15 protein-coding genes are annotated in these 16044 nt (G+C 70.6%); 3 read left to right on the plus strand and 12 right to left on the minus strand.

The window, feature by feature from the left end; all coding sequences use genetic code 11:
* From ACTWQO_RS38510 to ACTWQO_RS38555, 10 genes are all read right to left on the minus strand, one after another.
* A partial coding sequence (locus tag ACTWQO_RS38510; protein ID WP_443242027.1) for an Hsp70 family protein occupies positions 1 to 898 on the minus strand: 898 nt, incomplete at its 3' end.
* The gene (locus tag ACTWQO_RS38515) at positions 895 to 1128 is read right to left on the minus strand and encodes a hypothetical protein (RefSeq protein WP_443242028.1); all 234 of its coding nucleotides are present in this window, start codon (positions 1126 to 1128) and stop codon (positions 895 to 897) included. The genes ACTWQO_RS38510 and ACTWQO_RS38515, both read right to left, overlap by 4 nt.
* 20 nt (positions 1129 to 1148) lie before the next feature.
* Positions 1149 to 3149 carry a hypothetical protein gene (locus ACTWQO_RS38520; RefSeq protein WP_443242029.1) on the minus strand — a complete coding sequence of 667 codons (2001 nt, stop codon included), beginning with the start codon at positions 3147 to 3149 and terminating at the stop codon, positions 1149 to 1151.
* Positions 3150 to 3154: 5 nt separating this feature from the next.
* Positions 3155 to 3448: a hypothetical protein gene (locus ACTWQO_RS38525; protein WP_443242030.1), complete on the minus strand. Its 294-nt coding sequence runs from the start codon at positions 3446 to 3448 to the stop codon at positions 3155 to 3157.
* Positions 3449 to 3453: 5 nt separating this feature from the next.
* Positions 3454 to 5778, minus strand: coding sequence for a hypothetical protein (locus ACTWQO_RS38530; RefSeq protein ID WP_443242031.1), 2325 nt, complete (start codon positions 5776 to 5778; stop codon positions 3454 to 3456).
* Positions 5779 to 5783: 5 nt separating this feature from the next.
* Positions 5784 to 8057 carry a hypothetical protein gene (locus tag ACTWQO_RS38535; protein WP_443242032.1) on the minus strand — a complete coding sequence of 758 codons (2274 nt, stop codon included), beginning with the start codon at positions 8055 to 8057 and terminating at the stop codon, positions 5784 to 5786.
* The gene (locus ACTWQO_RS38540) at positions 8054 to 9910 is read right to left on the minus strand and encodes a hypothetical protein (RefSeq protein ID WP_443242033.1); all 1857 of its coding nucleotides are present in this window, start codon (positions 9908 to 9910) and stop codon (positions 8054 to 8056) included. The genes ACTWQO_RS38535 and ACTWQO_RS38540 overlap by 4 nt, the downstream gene beginning before the upstream one ends.
* Before the next feature lie 5 nt (positions 9911 to 9915).
* Positions 9916 to 11463, minus strand: coding sequence for an AAA family ATPase (locus ACTWQO_RS38545; protein ID WP_443242034.1), 1548 nt, complete (start codon positions 11461 to 11463; stop codon positions 9916 to 9918).
* A complete protein-coding gene (locus ACTWQO_RS38550; RefSeq protein WP_443242035.1) occupies positions 11464 to 12063 on the minus strand; it encodes a 4Fe-4S cluster-binding domain-containing protein in 600 nt (199 codons plus the stop codon).
* The gene (locus tag ACTWQO_RS38555; RefSeq protein WP_210571270.1) at positions 12051 to 12254 is read right to left on the minus strand and encodes a DUF2997 domain-containing protein; all 204 of its coding nucleotides are present in this window, start codon (positions 12252 to 12254) and stop codon (positions 12051 to 12053) included. The genes ACTWQO_RS38550 and ACTWQO_RS38555 overlap by 13 nt, the downstream gene beginning before the upstream one ends.
* Positions 12255 to 12506: 252 nt before the next feature.
* Here ACTWQO_RS38555 and ACTWQO_RS38560 point away from each other — a divergent pair, with 252 nt between their 5' ends.
* Positions 12507 to 13064, plus strand: a complete 558-nt coding sequence (locus ACTWQO_RS38560) for a DUF1062 domain-containing protein (RefSeq protein WP_443242036.1) — start codon at positions 12507 to 12509, stop codon at positions 13062 to 13064.
* Here the strand turns inward: ACTWQO_RS38560 and ACTWQO_RS38565 are convergent.
* Positions 13054 to 14031 (minus strand): quinone oxidoreductase family protein, encoded by a 978-nt coding sequence (locus tag ACTWQO_RS38565; protein ID WP_443242037.1) that lies wholly within the window; start codon positions 14029 to 14031, stop codon positions 13054 to 13056. The two genes, ACTWQO_RS38560 and ACTWQO_RS38565, sit on opposite strands and share 11 nt — an antisense overlap.
* Before the next feature lie 130 nt (positions 14032 to 14161).
* On the opposite strand from ACTWQO_RS38565, the gene ACTWQO_RS38570 reads away from it, so the two are divergent.
* Positions 14162 to 14497 carry an ArsR/SmtB family transcription factor gene (locus ACTWQO_RS38570; protein ID WP_443242038.1) on the plus strand — a complete coding sequence of 112 codons (336 nt, stop codon included), beginning with the start codon at positions 14162 to 14164 and terminating at the stop codon, positions 14495 to 14497.
* A 17-nt stretch (positions 14498 to 14514) separates the two neighbouring features.
* Here ACTWQO_RS38570 and ACTWQO_RS38575 read toward each other — a convergent pair whose 3' ends face one another.
* Positions 14515 to 15204, minus strand: a complete 690-nt coding sequence (locus ACTWQO_RS38575) for a TetR/AcrR family transcriptional regulator (RefSeq protein WP_443242039.1) — start codon at positions 15202 to 15204, stop codon at positions 14515 to 14517.
* 92 nt (positions 15205 to 15296) lie between these two features.
* Here ACTWQO_RS38575 and ACTWQO_RS38580 point away from each other — a divergent pair, with 92 nt between their 5' ends.
* The gene (locus ACTWQO_RS38580) at positions 15297 to 16013 is read left to right on the plus strand and encodes an NAD(P)-dependent oxidoreductase (protein ID WP_443242040.1); all 717 of its coding nucleotides are present in this window, start codon (positions 15297 to 15299) and stop codon (positions 16011 to 16013) included.
* Positions 16014 to 16044: the final 31 nt, after the last annotated feature.

Here is a 16044-nt window from a genome sequence, read left to right on the forward strand (position 1 = left end):
GCAGGGCGTCGAACTCGCCGCGGGTGACCGTGACCTGGTGCACCCGGTCGGTGCGGGCGTCGGCTGCGCGGATGACGGCCTGCTCGGTGGTGGCCAGTTCCCGTTTGGCCCGCTCGGCGGAGGCCAGGAGGCGGCGGAAGACCTGGTTGCGGCCGATCTGGTCACCGTGCGGAAGGGCGAGATGGCCAAGGGCGTGTTCGGCGAGGAACGCGTCGATGGTGTTGCCGCCCAGGTCCAGGCCCCGCTTCGCGATCGTGCGCACCCCCGCGCCGGAGCCCGCCTCGTCGGGCTCCTGCACGCGGACGACGGAGACATCGAGGGTGCCGGCGCCGAAGTCGATCACGGCGAACGCGTCGCCGGGGTTGAGCCGGGCGCTGTAGCCGACGGCGGCCGCGGTGGCCTCGTCGACGATGCGGAGGCGGGCGGTGGGAAGCCCGTCGCGGACCTCGCGCACCAGCCAGTCGCGGTAGCCGTCGAACGACTCCACGGGCGCGGTGGCGACGATCTCCAGGTCGTCGTCCTCGATGGTGAGCAGGGCCAGCGCCATGATGTCGCTGAGGAACTGGGTGGCCGCCTCCCGGCCGGTGACCTTGCGGTCGCCGACCGGGCGGGCCGCGTCGTAGGCGTGTCCGGAGACGTTGCTCTTGGTGGACGCGAAGACGGTGAAGCCGGGGTCGTCGTCCATCTCCTGGGTGACCTGGATGCCGAGGCGGCGGGTGCTTCCGTCGTGGGCGTAGGCGATCAGGGAGGGCACCACCCGCTGGGTGGGTCCGGGGCCGGCCTCGCGCAGCATGTCGACGCCGGGCAGCGGGATGGGGACGCCGCGGCCCGCCTCGGGGTCCCAGCCCGCGACGACGGTGTTGGCGGTGCCGAAGTCGATGCCGATACGGGTGGTCATGCGTCTCCCTCACGTTCCGGATGCTCGCCCAGTTCGATCTCGTGGTCGCCCGGCGCCACCGACCCGGCTGCCCCGCCGAGCCCGACATCGTGCTGGAAGCGGTGTTCCAGGCACATCCGCAGCAACCCCAGGGCCTGCCGCGACGATTCGTCCAGGACCGGATGCTCCATCACCGCGACCACTTCCGTCAGCTCCCCGGGGCCCATCACGCCCATGGGCTTGGCGATCACTGGACGAAGGGCGAGGGCGGTCAGGACGTAGATGTCGACGGCGCCCTCTTCCAGGCCCCGACCGCCAGCAGGTCTCCCCGCGGTGACAGCCGTGCGCAACTCGCCCTGGCACGGGGCTGGTCGGCGAGTAGGGGGACCTCCTCGGACACGGGGTCTTCGGGCGGGGGTGTGTCACGCGTCGGCGGCACGTCGAGGACTTGGAGATGCGTTCCTGTAATGGCGAGGAACCGGTCCAGTGCGGGGGACCAGGCGACGTGGATCGGGGATGTCCCGTACGTCCAGGAGTGGGTCGTGACCGGCGTCTGTGAGGTCGTGAGAGGTTCGTGCCACACATGCAGCCCGCCGGAGTTGGTGCCGCAGACAAGAGCGGAAGGCGAGAGGGCGGCCGAGTTCGCGTTGTGGCTGAAGATTCCGGGGCTACCGAGCTTGTTCACAGCCGAGTCGGCGAGGTCGGCGACCACGATGTTGCTGGGGTCGTCGACCACGGCGATCAGCCGCCCCTCCGCACCCACTACGAGGGTCCTCGGAATGATATGCCCCTGCCCGCGCAGCATGCCGCTGTCGGTGAGGTGCCCGCCGGAGCGGCCCGTGAACACCGTCCACGCGGCCGGCACTTCGGGATTTCTTGCGGTCACGATGAAGGCACGGTCTCCGGCGATGCGCTCCACGTCGCGCACATCGCCGGGCTGGTCGTAGAGCGCCACCGTGCCGCTCTCGTCGGCGTAGTGGATCTGCTTGCCAGCCACGACGATCATGGCGTCAGAGCCGAGATGCGCGATCTGCTGTGCCGGATGCGGGAAGTCGTCATCCAGCCACACCAACGTCAGGCTGCCGAGATCCACGATCCCAGCGCAATGCCTGGGCCCTCGCCCCGCGAAGGCGAGTTGCATGCCGTCCGGGCCGAAGTCGAGAGCGTGCACCGCGATCGGCTGCTCGCCGGTGTCGGTCGGCCAGATCCGGGTGCGAGGGAGGGAGCTGAACGGCCCTACGCCGGCCAGGGCTTCCACGAATCGGCCCACGGCAATCGAGTCCGCGGCACGCAGCGCTTCGAAGACGCGGCGGTCGTCCTCGCCCTTCGGCCGCCAGTCACCGAACTCGTCGGCCGTCTGCACCGCTTCGGGCAGCGACATCAGCAACGTGAGGGCCCACAAGCGGTCCCAGTCACGCCGCTCCGCCAACTGCTCTGCCACATACGCACGTTCGTGCTCGGAGAGGTAGGCGAAGTCCGCCTGCTGGGAACTCTGTCCCGCCAGCACGCGCAGCACGTCCAGGATGCCCAGTCCGCTCATCTCGACCCGCAGAACCGAGCGCTCCTCGTCGGAGGCGCCCCGGTAGCCGAGCGTCAAGAGAGAGCCGTCGGGATCCAGCGCCTGATACTGCTCCAGCTGCCTGGTGCGTACGAAGAAGATGGCGCGCTGGACCGGATCGGCGGGCGCGAGGTGGTGCTCGGCGCAGAAGGCCCCCGCCGTGGGGGAGTCCAGCGCCTCCCCGCAGAACAGGTCGATGGTCTCGGGGGCGCCCTGCGTGAGCAGCCGGTCCCGGGCATGTTCGCCGATCGGGTGGTCGAAGTCGAGCGCGGTATCGACGAGCGTGTGCTCATCCAGGGGTATGTCGTCGCCGAGCGCCAGGCGGCTGAGGGAGCGCACTGAGGGCTCGGAGGTTGTCGGGGCGGGGCCCCAGTCCTTCAGCAGTGACCACAGCTCGGCATCGTCCCCGTCGAGCCAGTCCTGCCACGCGGCGTCAACAAGCATGGCCGGTACGGGTGTTGAACCCTTCGCGAGCCCCGCCACGAGAGGAGAGGCCCACCGCTGCGGGGACGGCCCGGACACCGACGGCTTCAGCCACGACCGGAACACCGCCTCCTGGCCGTGGTTCTCCAGGGAGCGGGCGACCGCGCGCAGGGCCGCCCGGGGCGCGCCGGAATCCGCGGCACGCAACACGGCACCGAGAGCCCAGCGGCCCAGCCGGGAGTCCGGGGTGGCCCGCAGTCGCAGCACCAGCATGGCGATTCGTACCCACATCGGCCTCACTCCGTCCTGCCGAGAGCGATGTCCCCGCCGAAGCGATCCTCGAGCGCGCGCGCCAGTAGATCGAGCGCCTCCCGCACCACGGGGTCGCCGAACTTCGGGCGCAGTTCCCGTATGCGCCGCACATCGTGCGGTCCGGTGTGCAGCAGGGGCTGTTCCAGCAGTGCGCGCGCGGAGGGCAGATGGGGGCTGTGCACCTCGAGGCCGCCTGGGGCGCTGCAGCCGTCGCCCCGTCGGCGCGCGGCGAGTTCGGTCAGCCGGGCGGCCTGGGATGCGCCGAGCGTCTTCGCCATCCGGCTCACCCGCCCAGCGCGATCTCGTGGTCGCCGGCGACCACGACCGCCGTGCCCTGCGTGTCCCCGAGCAACACGTCGTGGCGGAACCGGTGTTCCAGGCAGGTCCGCAGCAGTGTGAGCGTCGTCCGGGACTCCTTGTTCAGCACCGGGTTCTCCAGCGCCGTGACCACCGCCGTCAGATCCTTGTGCCGCATCAGTCCCATCGGCTTGCCGATGAAGGGGCGGACGGTGAGGAGGGACAGCGCGTAGAGATCGATGTGACCGGGCAGGACGCCGCCCATGGCGAGGACATCGCCCTGGGGCGACAGCCGCATGAACGGGCGGGCCCCGGGCACGGCACGGCCGAGCGGGATCGGCTTGGGCACACGTGTGCCGGGGACCGGCCCGTCGTCGGATGCCGGAATGCCGAGGACCTTGAGGCGCGGCAGGTGCAGCGCGATGGCCGGCCCCCGCTGGCTGAGCGCCAGAAGCCGCTCCAGCGCGGGCGACCAGGACAGGCCGATCAGCCTTCTGTCCTCCTGGTGCTGGTGCTGCCACAGGCGCTTCGACACCGGTGCCTTCCTGGAGGTGAGCGGTTCGCGCCACACCTGCACGCGGCCATGGCGATTCCCTCGGACAAGAAGGGACGGCGACATGGCGGCGTGCGGCATGCCGTCCCCGGCCGCGGCTGTGCTGTTGCGGAGGGTTGCCGCCGCCGTGGGGTCGGCGAGATCGGCGACCCGGGCCGTCCGCTCGTCGAGCACGGCGACGATCCGGCCCTCGGGGTCCAGGGTGGCCGTCAGCCCCGGGTGGTTGCGACCGCTGAACACGCCCGTGTCGACGAGTGGGCCGTCGGCTGCCCCGGTGAACAGCGTCCACTCCCCGTCCTCGGCACGGCCCTGTGCGGACAGCACGATGAAGCACCGGTCACCGGCGGTACGCCGCAGCTGACGGACGTGGGCGACGCGGGTGGCCCCGAAGGAGAGCGTCTGCCGACCCTGGCTGTCGCAGAAATGAAGCCGGGTGCTGCCGGGCCGGCGTCCGCCCCGGTCGCGTCCGGACTCCGCGACGACGACGGTGTCGGGCCCCAACTGCGCGATCCGCGTGAGAGAACCCGTGAAGTGATACAGCCGGGACAGCGTGTTGCTGTCGAGATCGACGATCCCGGCGCACTTGCCGGGACTGGCGAAAGCGAGCCCGCGGCCGTCCGGTGCGAAGTCGAGGTCGACGGCGTCGGTGGCCCGCTCGTCCAGGTCGCGGAGCGCGATCCGGGTGTGCGGGGTCTCCCAGGCCGGCGACCCGGTGGAGAGGGCCTTCACCTGCTTGGTCACCGGCCCCGCGGCGAGCAGCGCCTCGAACACACGGCGGTCGTCCGCGCCGGACGGCCGCCAGTCGCCGAACGCGTGGACCACTCGGGCGGCGTCGGCGAGCGGGAGCAGCACAGTGAACGGCCACAGCTGGTCCCAGTCGCGCTGCCGGGTGAACTGCCCTATCAGGTAAGCGCGTTCCTTGTGGTTGAGGGAAGCGACGTCCCTGTCCCGACCGCGCTGTCCGGCCAGCACGCGAAGTATGTCGATGCCGCCGAGCCGGGTCATGGCCTCGCGCAGTGCCGAGCGCTCCTCGGAAGGCGCGTCCCGGTAATGGGCGGCCAGAAGCGCTCCGTCGGGGTCCATGGCCCGGTACTGCTCGTGCTGCCCGGTGCGCAGGAAGAACACGGCGCGTTCCGCGGGATCGGCGGGGGCGAGGTGGTGGGTCCTGCAGAACTCCACCGCGTGCGGCGCGTCCGCGTCCACGGCTGTCGCGCAGAACAGATCGACCGCCCGCGAATCATCACAGGTCAGCAGTGTCTCGCGGGCCCGTTCACCGATGGGGTGGTCGAAGCGGGCGGAGGCACGGGCGAGTGACAGGGCGTCGACGGCCTCACCGCCGCTGGTCTCACAGTCGTCGCCGAGCGCCAGACGGCTGAGGAAACGCAGCTGCGGGTAGGACATCGTCGCTGCGCGATTCCACCCCCTCAGCAAGGACCACAACTCGGCGTGGTGTTCGTAGAGCCAGTCGGTCCAGGCGGCGTCCACGAGTACGTCGGGCACGGTCGTCGACCCGCTCGCAAGTTCCGCCACGAGCGGGGACGTCCAACGCTGCGGGGGTACCCCGGACACCGTCGGCTCCAGCCAGGTCTGCCACACGGTCTTGGGGCCGAGGGACTTGAGGGCGCGGGCGGCAGCCCGCAGAGCCACGGGCGCACCGGAGTCGGCAGCGCGCAGCACGGTCTCCAGCGCCCTGTGGCGCCACCGGGAGTGCCGCCCGAGAGGCAGCCGCAGCACCACCACCGCGATCCGTATCCGCATGGGCCTCACTCCTTGCCGTCCCGGCCGAGGGCGATCTCGTGGTCGGCCACGAGCGCCGTTCGCAGCGCGTCACCGATCCCGATGTCGTGCCGGAACCGGTGTTTCAGGCAGGCCGACAGCAGCACCAGTGCGCGCCGGGCCGTGAGGCCGAGATCGTGCTTCCGCAGCAACCTGCTCGCCTCCGCCAGGTCCTCGGCGTTCATGGACCCCATGGGCCGGGTGAGGGCCGATTTCTGCGGGGAGAGGCTGTAGAGATTGACGACCGGGCTGTTGCCCGCGACGGCGAGGACGTCGCCTTGGGGCGACAGCCGTACGAGGGGCCGCTCGCGCCGGGCGTGAGCGAGCTCGATGCGCTGGTGGATGCTCTCGCCGGACAGCGGGACGCCGCGGGTCGGCGGTACGGCGAGGATCTCCAGGTGCGTGTCCCTGACCGTCACGAACCTGTGCAGCGCCGACGACCAGGCGATGGCGGTCGGAAGGTCCCCCTCCGGCCAGAGAGGCGTGGTGAGCGGTTTCCGCGTGGACGTGAAAGGGGCGTGCCACACCTGCAGAGCGCCGGAGCGCGCGATGCGGACCAGAGCGGAGGACGACAGCGCGATGTGCGACTGGTCGAGCCCTTCGCCCACGGCATCGCGGTGAATCTGGTGGACGGTCCCGTCGCCGAGGTCTGTCGCCAGGACGTCCCGCTTGCCGGTCAGCACCGCCAGCCGTCCGTTCGGGGACACGGTGGTGCGCGGAGGGAAGAGGTTCCTCCCGCGCAGCGTGAGCAGTTGGGCGGGCGAGTCGTCGGCCGCACCGAGGAAGACCTCGAGCCGGGGATCTGAGGATGCCATCCCCTGCTGTGCCACCAGAAGGAACGCACGGTCGCCCTTGATGCGCTCCAGTGCCGAGACATGGCCGATCTCGAAGGGGAGCGGCTGCGCACCGAGGTGGTCCACCAGGAAGATCTTCTTCGCGAACGCATGGCTGACGGAATGCGTGTGGGAGCTGGCCACGACGATCGTTTCCCGTCCCAGGGGCCCCAGATGTGCCACGTGGGACAGGTGAAACTCGAAGGAGCGGTGGAACAGCGAGTGCCGACGACGCAGGTCCATCACGCCCGCGAAGCCGCGGTCGCTCTGCCGGCTCCCGGTGTAGGCGAGTTGCTGCCCGTCCGACGAGAAGTCCAGGTCATGTACGGCGAACGCGCCGAAGCCGTCGGGGAGAGTGAGGGGCACCGGCTCGATGCGCGACGGCATGACGGCGACCGCACTCAGGCCGTCGTCGACCACCAGCGGGTCCGCCGCGCGCAGCGCCTCGAACAACTCGCGGGCGTCCGCGGCGGCCGGCCGCCACGCCCCGAACCGGCGTACCGTGCCGACGGCCTCCGCCAACGGCATCAGCGGGACGAGCCGCCACAGCCGTGCCCAGTCGCCCCGGCCTGTCAACTGTCCGACCAGGTAGGTCCGTTCCCTCTTGGCGAGCGAGACGAAGTGGTGCTCCTCGGACCCCTGTCCGGCCAGGACCCGCACTGTGTCGATGCCGTTGAGGTCGGCCATGGCTGCCCGCAGCGCCGCCCGGTCCTTCTTCGGCACGCTGCGGTAGCCGAGGGCGAGCAGTGCTCCGTCCGAGTCCAGTGCCTCGTACTGGTCCTGCTGCGCGGTACGTACGAAGAACACAGCCCGCTTGACATCATCGGACGGAGCGAGTCCGTACGTGACGCAGAACTCCCGCATGTCCGGCGAGTCGACGGCCGCAGCGCAGTACAAGTCGACGGCGTCGCCGACGCCCAGTGCCAGCAGTCGGTCACGGGCCTGCTCGCCGAGAGGGTGATCGAAGCGGGCCGCGGTGGCGGCGAGCACACCCGGGTGCAGGGACGCGTACGTGTCGCCGAGTGCCAGTCGGCTGAGCCCGTGCGCGGGGAAAGCGGTGTCGACCGTGGTGGCGCGGTTCCACCGCTTCAGCAGGGACCACAGCTCGCTGTCGTGCTCCTCCAGCCAGTGGCTCCAGGCGAGGTCGACGACCCTGTCGGGGACCGTCGTCGCGTCGGCCGCCAGTTCGGCCAGCGCGGGTGAGTCCCAACGCCGGGCCGGCCTGCCGGACTCCCTGGGCTCCAGCCAGACCTGCCACACCGCCTCGTGTCCCAGGCGCGCGACGGCCCGCGCGAGGATCCGCAGGGCCGCGGGATCGCCGGTGTCCGCCGAGTCGAGGACGGTCTGCAGCGCATGACGGCCATGGGGGACGTCTGCCGGGGAGAAGAGCAGCAGGAAAGAAGCGGTCGACAGGCGCACAGGTCTCACCCGGCCCTTCCGTGCTCGCCGAGGGCGATGTCGGTGGGGCCGCCCCTGGGGACGGCGGTGGTGCTTCCCAGTGCGATGTCGCCACCGAAGCGCTCGCTCAACGCGGCCGCGAGCAGATCGAGCGCTTCCCGTACCGCGAGGTCGCCGATCTTCGGGCGGAGTTCCAGTACGCGCCGCAGGTCCGCCGGAGTGCTGTGCAGCAGCGGCCGTTCCAACAGGGCTCGCGCGTCGGGCAGGTGAGGGCTGTGCACCTCCAGGCGCTGAGGGCCCGAGGCCAGAGCCTCGGTGAAGTACATGTCTCCCCCGGGTGACCTGCCCAGGAGCCTCACGATGGGCGACGAGACCTCGGAGCTGCGCTGGATCCACGGCGCGAGGGGGTCGACCCGATGTGCGTCGGCGTTGTTGTAGATGCGTGTGACGAAAGAATCGTCGAGTCGCTTCCCCCGCCATTCCTCATAGGGCCAGCGGTCCGGAATCGCTCCCGTGTGCTTGGCGGTACGGCGCGGGACGCCTTTCGACGGGAACTTCCATATTTCGGTGAGCGCTCGGGGCGGGAAGGTCGCGTTTATGTGCAGCGCGAGCGAATCCGGTGAGAGAAAGGACAGCGCGGGGCTGAACCCGCTCCCGGACCCGGCGTTCTTCTTTGTCTCATGGAGCACGGTTCCGTCCTCGCTCACCACAGTGATCCGCTGCGTGCGGTAAACCGCGACAAGCCGGTCTTCGGGAAGTGTCGTGAGAGTGCAGGAGGCGTCACTGACGACGAATGACTGGACGCTGTTCTTGAACCGGGGAATCTCCAGACGTCTCAAGGTGTGTGCGCCCGGGTCCACGAAGGCAAGTCCCGTGGGACACACGAGCACTGCTCCACTGCTCGCCCTCCGCATGTCGGACAGCGCGGAGGGCGAGCCGAGGGCCCTGAGGTCGGGGACAACCCGGACGATCTGATGGCGGTGGTCGTCATCCTCCAGCCTGATGACGATCTCGTCGCCGAGGTGCAGTATCGAGTTTCCGCTGTCCACATCCCTCAGCGGGTCTCCGCGGAAACGATGGGTCGTCTCACCCGTGCCGATCCGCAGCGTCTCCACATGGATCTCGTTGTGCTGCCCCCGCTTCCAGATCCCGTATCTCAGGGCCACTTCGGACAGATCCGGGGAGAGCGAAGCCCCCAGATAGCTTCCACCGGTGTCGTGCGTGATGAGACGGGTGGCCGGCAACCGTTCGACGGTGGCCAGGAGTTGCCGGGCGGACCGCTCGGCGAGCATCGACAAGAGTTCGGCGTCGTTTCGCGGATACTCCTCTACGGGCAGCAGCTGAGCCGCGGCCACCGCCTTGGGCACGGGCAGGTCGTGGATGAGGCGACGCAGTTCGTCCCACCGCCGGTGCTCGGCCAACTGACGCCCCAGATAGTCCAGTTCGCCGTCCGACATCTCGGCGATCCGGTCGCGCTGATCCCCGCTGACCACCACCCGGATCACATCGGCGTCGCCCTCGGCGGCCATGACCGTACGCAGCCGCTCACGGACCTCGGGGGCCGCCGCGCGATAGGCCAGCGCCAGGAACGACCCGTCGGGATCGAGGGCCTGCCGCTGGGCGCCCTGCCCGATCAGCGTCAGATACGCGGCCCGGTCGGCGGGCTCCGCCGGGGCCGCCGCGAGCAGGTCCAGGACATCCGGGCCGGGCAGCTTCCCGGCTATGGCGCGTACGGCGTCCTGCGCGGCCGGGTCGCCCGAGGCGCACCGGAGCACCAGCCGCCGCCACGCCCACCGCGCCCGCAGCCCCCGGGATCCGTTCGCGCGCCGGCCGTCGGCCCGCCGTACGAGCTGCCGCGCGGCCTCACCGGTGAGCCGTCCCACGCCGCCTACACCTCCAGTACCGGTACCTGGTGCTCCGCCGCCCGGTCCGCCCCGGCGAAGGAGGCCGACTGGGCGCGGCCCTCGCGCAGCCAGGCGCGCAGGTCCTCGATGACCTCGCGCTGGGACCTGCTCAGCGGGACGGTGCGGTCGGCGGCGCGCGCGATGTCGTCGGTGGTGATGTCACGTTCCTCGGCGAACGCCGCGTACATCGCGTCCACGACGACCTGTTCCAGCTCGGCGCCGACGAACCCGTCGCACGCCAGAGCCAGTTGGTGCACGTCGAACAGCTCCGGCTTACGGCCGCGTTTGCGCAGGTGGACCGTGATGATCTCGCGGCGTTCCTCCTCGGTGGGCAGGTCGAGGAAGAACACCTCGTCGAACCGGCCGCGCCGCAGTGTCTCCGGCGGCAGGGCGCTGACGTCGTTGGCGGTGGCGACCACGAACACCGGTGCCGTCTTCTCCTGCATCCAGGTCAGGACCGTGCCGAAGACCCGCTGCGAGGTGCCGCCGTCATGGCCCCCGGACGACAGCGCCTTCTCCACCTCGTCGATCCACAGCACGCACGGCGACACGGTCTCCGCCAGCCGCAGCGCCCTGCGGACCCGCTCCTCCGACTCACCCACCAGCGAACCGAACAGCGCGCCCACGTCGAGGCGGAGCAGCGGCAGCCGCCACAGCCCGCCGATCATCTTCGCGGTGAGGCTCTTGCCGGTGCCGGGGATGCCGATGAGCGCGATGCCCTTGGGCGCCGGAAGGCGGAACTCGCGGGCGGCATCGCCGAAGGCGCGCTCGCGCAGCCGCAGCCACTCCTTGAGCACATCCAGGCCGCCGAGGTCGTCGGGGCTCTCCTCGGCGCTGTAGAACTCCAGGGCCTCGTTCTCCCGGATGACGGCCTTCTTCTCGGCCAGCACCGCCTCGATGTCGCGGTCGTCCAGCACCTCGTCGCGCACGATGGCCTTGGCGAAGGCCCGTCGCGCCTGGGCGGCGGTGAGGCCCAGCGCGGCCTGGGCCAGGCGGCTCCGGCCCGCCGGGGTGAGCGTGGACTTCACCCCCTTGGTGCTGTCGATGAGCTGGTCGAGCTCGCGGCGCAGCGCGTCGGCCTCGGGCAGCGGCATCTCCACCACCACCGCGTCGTCGCCCAGTTCCACGGGGATGTCGCGCACCGGCGTGGTCACGATCAGCGAGGAGCCGGTGAACACGAGCTTGTGGGCGAGGTTGCGCAGGCGCCGGCGTACCGCGGGGTCGCGTTCCCAGAAGGCGTGGAAGTCCTTGAGGACGTACAGGTCGCGGCGGCGCGGCTCCTTCTGCGCCAGCTCCTTGATCTTGGTCAGTGCGTCCGGCGGAGTGGCCGCCTTGGGCAGCTGCCGGCCCGACGCCGACTCCAGACCGTCGGCGATGTCCCAGGAGACGAGGTCGGAGGACGGATCCCGGTCCCGCCGTACCTGGTCCAGTACGTCCAGCGCCCGCTGCTCCTCGACCGTGACGAGCACGATCAGCGCCACCCGGGCGCGCAGATACAGCCGGATCTCGTCATGGATGCCCACGGTGCCCACTCAGAACTCCCCTCCCGCGGCGACCGGCGCGACCATGCCGGTGAACGTCACCGTCCCGTCGTCCCCGACGGTGATCTCCAACTCCGGTACGGCGGCCAGGTCGTCCGCCGTGTAGCGTCCGGTCCGCATCCAGTACTCCTTGTTCGACGAGCCGCGCAGCCCCCGGGCCAGCCGCAGCCGCGCGTTGTACCGTCCGGCGATCACCAGATCGGCGTCGGCGACGGCCGCCGAGCGGGCCGGGTCCGCCTCGATCTCGGCGCGGGTGAACCCGGTCAGCACGATCACCGACAGGCCGCTGCGGGCCCGCAGTTCGGCGCAGAACGCGGCCACCGCGGCGGGCTGCTCCAGCGGCTCACCGCCGGTGAGGGTGACGCCCTCGATGTGCCGCGCGCCGGCGAGCGCCTCCTCGGCGACCTCGCCGGCCGTCCGCACGAGGCCGGCGCCCGCCCCGCTGTGCGTCTCGGGGTTGAAGCAGCCCGGGCAGCCCAGGGCGCACCCCTGACTCCAGACGACGTACCGAACTCCCGGCCCGTTGGCGGCACTTCGGGGCACCACGGCATGCAGCCGCCACGGCGTACCGAGGCCGCTCACCCCTGCCACAGGCGGTCCTGCTCCTCGGTCGCGTCCTGCTGGTAGGCCTCCTCCGTGAGCACCTGGTGCTCCACCGCCCCGCCGAGCAGCTGGACCAACTCGTCGGTGTCCTGCAGACACCGCGTGCCGGAGACCCCTTGGACGTGCACCTCCACGGTGCCGTCCGCCGCGATGACGACCTCGACACTCTCCTCCGCCATCAACTCACCCTTCGACCGGGAAAAGACCCCGCCACTGTGCCGGGAGAAGTTCGGGACGGGTCCCGAGCGCTCGGAAAACCTGTGGAGCAACGCCGCTGTGCGCCCTTACGGTGCTGCCGAACCAAGTCGTCTGGGCAAGGACGTGCCGTTGTACACCCTGTGAGACCTCCCGAGAGCTGATCTGTCGCGCGTCGCGCATGTGCGCCGCGCTCCTTTTTGCTGCGGACTTCTCACTGAAACCGGTGTACTTCTGTGCTCAAGAGCTGGGTGGTCATGCCCACCTGCCTGCCGACCGTTCTCCGCCGTTGCCACGCGTGCGCGTCCGAGCGCTTCCGCGCAAACGGAAAATTCCGGGTCAACGCACACCACAAGCTCCTGGACGCCTGGCTCCTCGTGCTCTGCACCGCTTGCGGAGACACGGCCAAGCTCACGGTCCTGGAGCGGATGAACGTGCGCTCCGTACGACCTGAGCTGCTGGCCCGGATGCATGACAACGACCCTGTCCTGGCAGCTGAGTTGCTCCAGGATCCGGTCGTGCTGCGCCGTAATCGCATCGCCCTCGACTGGGCGGGCGCCTGGCGCCTCGACACCGGCGGATCGGATCATGTGGACCGTGAGGTGAGCGATGTGATCGATGTGTCGGTGCGCTTCGCGGCGCGGATTCCTGTCCGGCCGGTGCGGCTGATCGCTGAAGGGTGCGGTCTTTCGCGGGCCGAGGTCGAGAAACTGATCACGGAGGGGAAGCTCGTTTCGGCAGTCCGGCTGAGCGGCAAGCTCTCCGACGACTTCACCTTCACACTCAAGCGCTGATCCGCAGCAGCAGCTTGCCCGTTGAGGTGCGCCCGCCCATCAGCCGGTGGGCCTCGGCGGCTTCCGGCAGGGGGAACTCCGCGGTGACCGGAACGCTCACGGTGCCGTCGGTGACGGTGTGGAAGGCGCGCTCGACGAGGGCGCGCAAGGCCTCGGGCGACGACTGCGCGAGAGTCAGGATGGAGAAGCCCGCTATCGAACGGCCCTGTGCGTAGAGCTCGGGCTGGCCGACCTGCCAAGGCTCTGCCCCGCTCGCGTTGCCGAAGGACACCAGGCGTCCGTAGACGGCCAGGGTGTCGAGGCCGCGGCGGAGGGTGTCGCCGCCCACCGGGTCGAGGATGAGGTCGACGCCCCTGCCGCCGGTGGCGCGGCGGACGTCTTCGGGGAAGGTGCCGGCGGTGAACACCTCGTCGTAGCCGTACTTGAGGGCGTGTTCGGCCTTGTCCAGGGAGGAGACCACGCCGTATACGGCACCGGCGCCCGCCGCCCGGGCCAGCTGCCCGGCCACCGTGCCGATGCCGCCGGCCGCGCCGTGCACCAGCACGCTCTCTCCGGCGCGCAGCCGGCCCACCTCGTGCAGCAGGGCGTGCGCCGTCGGTACGACGGTGGGCAGCGCTGCCGCGGTCCGCAGGTCCAGGCCCTCGGGGAGCGGGAAGACGGTGGCGGCCTCGGCGCGTACCACCTCGGCGTAGCCACCGCCGGCGACGAAGGCGACGACCTCCTGCCCCGGCGCCAGCCCCTCGACGCCGTCGCCGACCGCCCGGATCCGACCGGAGACCTCCACCCCTGGACGGAAGGGCAGCGTCGGCACCCGGTACCCCTCGGCGCGGGCCTTGAGGTCCGCGACGTTCACGCCCGCGTACGCAGCGTCGATGGTGACCTGGCCCGGCCCCGGTTCGGGGGCCTCGGCCTGTACGACCCGCAGCACCTCGGGACCGCCGTACTCCTGGATTTCGACTGCACGCATCAGCGGTACGCACCCTTCGGGCAAGTGGTCTCGGCGGCCAGGGTTTCCGGCCGCTGCGAGTGTTCAATGAAAAGCGAACACTGGCACTGTAAGATGCTCATCGAACACTCGGCAAGTGGCGGTGACACTCATGACGGACCAGGCTGCGGGCGGGAGCCATCGCGCGGCGCCGGTGCACACGCATCCGGACGAGGTGTCCGTCCTCACCGCGTTGTCCGCCCTCGCCGACCCGGTGCGCATCCAGCTGATCCGTGAGCTGGCCGGCTCCGCCGACTGGGCGCGTACTTGCGGCAGTTTCGACGTCCCCGTCGGCAAAGCCGCACTCAGCCACCACTTGTCGGTCCTCCGCGGCGCCGGTCTCGTCGAACAGCGCGACGAAGGACCCAGACGCGTCAACCGCCTGCGCCGCCAGGAGTTCGACGCCCGTTTCCCGGGCCTGCTCGACCTGGTCCTGCGCGGCGACTGAGTACGCGGAACTCTCCGCTACGCGCGCTCGGTCTCGTCCGGGTGGAGGGCGTCCAGGATGAGGGTGAGGCCGAAGGTGAACTCGTCGGCGTAGTCGTAGCCGGGCATGAGGACGTGTTCGGTGGCCAGTTCGGTGAGATGGGGGTGGGTGTCGGCCGGCAGGTCGTGCAGGATGGCGCCCGCGACCTCGTCCAGCCCCGCCTCGCCTTTGAACGGCAGGCTCAGCTCCTGGAGCACGAAGCCGTACAGGTAACTGTCGATCAGTGAGACGGCGTGTGCGGTCATCGGCACGGAGAAGCCGCCCGCGCGCAACGCGCCGAGGACGGCGTCGTGGTGGCGCAGGGTCGCGGGGCCGGGCTGGGAGCGGGAGTCCATCAGGCCGACGGCCCAGGGATGGCGCTTGAGGGCGGCGCGGGCGGAGTCCGCCCGGTGGCGCATGGCGGTTTTCCAGTCCGTGTCGCGCGGCGGCAGGTCGATCTCGCCGAAGACCGCGTCCACCATGCCGTCGAGGATGTCCTCCCGGCCGGCCACATGGTGATAGAGCGACATCGCCTCGACGCCCAGCGGTTCGGCGATGGCCCGCATGGTGAGTGCGGCGACCGACCCCTTCTCGTCCGCCACCGACATCGCCGTACGGATCACTCGCTCACGACTGAGCGGGGTGCGCGCCGACGCCCTGCGCCGAGCCCCCTTGCCGCTCTCGTGCATGCGGCCTCCCTTCCCTCTCCTTGACCGCCTTACGGTATAAGGCTAGCGTGCCTTACAACATAAGGTCAGCATGCCGGTGAAGGGGCTGCGCCATGGGCACGGGTCGGATGAAGAAGGTCTGCATCGTCGGAGCTTCCGGGAAGCTCGGGCAGTACATGGTCCGGCACGCACTGGAACGCGGCTATGAGGTGGTCGGTGTGTGCCGGGAGCGCAGTGTGCCGAAACTCGCCGCGTTCGAAGACCGGATGACGGTCGTTCCCGGGGACACGAACGACCCCGAGGTGATCCGGCGGGCCGTCGCCGGATGCGACGGGGTGCTGACGGTGCTGGTGCCCTGGGGCGTACGGCAGTACGCGTCGGGGACGGCGCAGGCGGTGCTCGACCACGCCCGGCCGGGCGCGCGCCTGGTCTTCTCCTGCGGCTGGCACATCACGCGCGACGGCAAGGACAAGTACTCGCGGCTGTTCACCCTGGGCCTCCGGGTCGTCGCCGCGCTGGCCAAGCTGGTCCGCGCCGTCGAGCTCGACGATCAGGTGGAGGCGTGCCGACGGGTGTTCGCCAGCGACACCCGGTGGACCGTGGTGCGTGGCAGCAGCCTGGAGGAGGGCGAGAGCCAGGGCCTGCCGGTGTGGAGCCGGCATGTGGGCGACCCGGTACTGGCCAGCGACCTGACCCGCCGGATCGACTTCGCGCTGTTCATGGTGGAAGCGCTCACCGACGACACGCTCGTCCACGAGGCCCCGGCCATCGTCGGCTGCCGCACCCCCAGCGCCCTCGCGCACGCCGGGGGCGGCCACAGCCACGCCTAGTTCACGGTGTGCCTGGCGCTCTCGGAACCCG

The organism is Streptomyces sp. 4N124, from assembly GCF_052245395.1.
Taxonomy (GTDB): Bacteria; Actinomycetota; Actinomycetes; order Streptomycetales; family Streptomycetaceae; genus Streptomyces.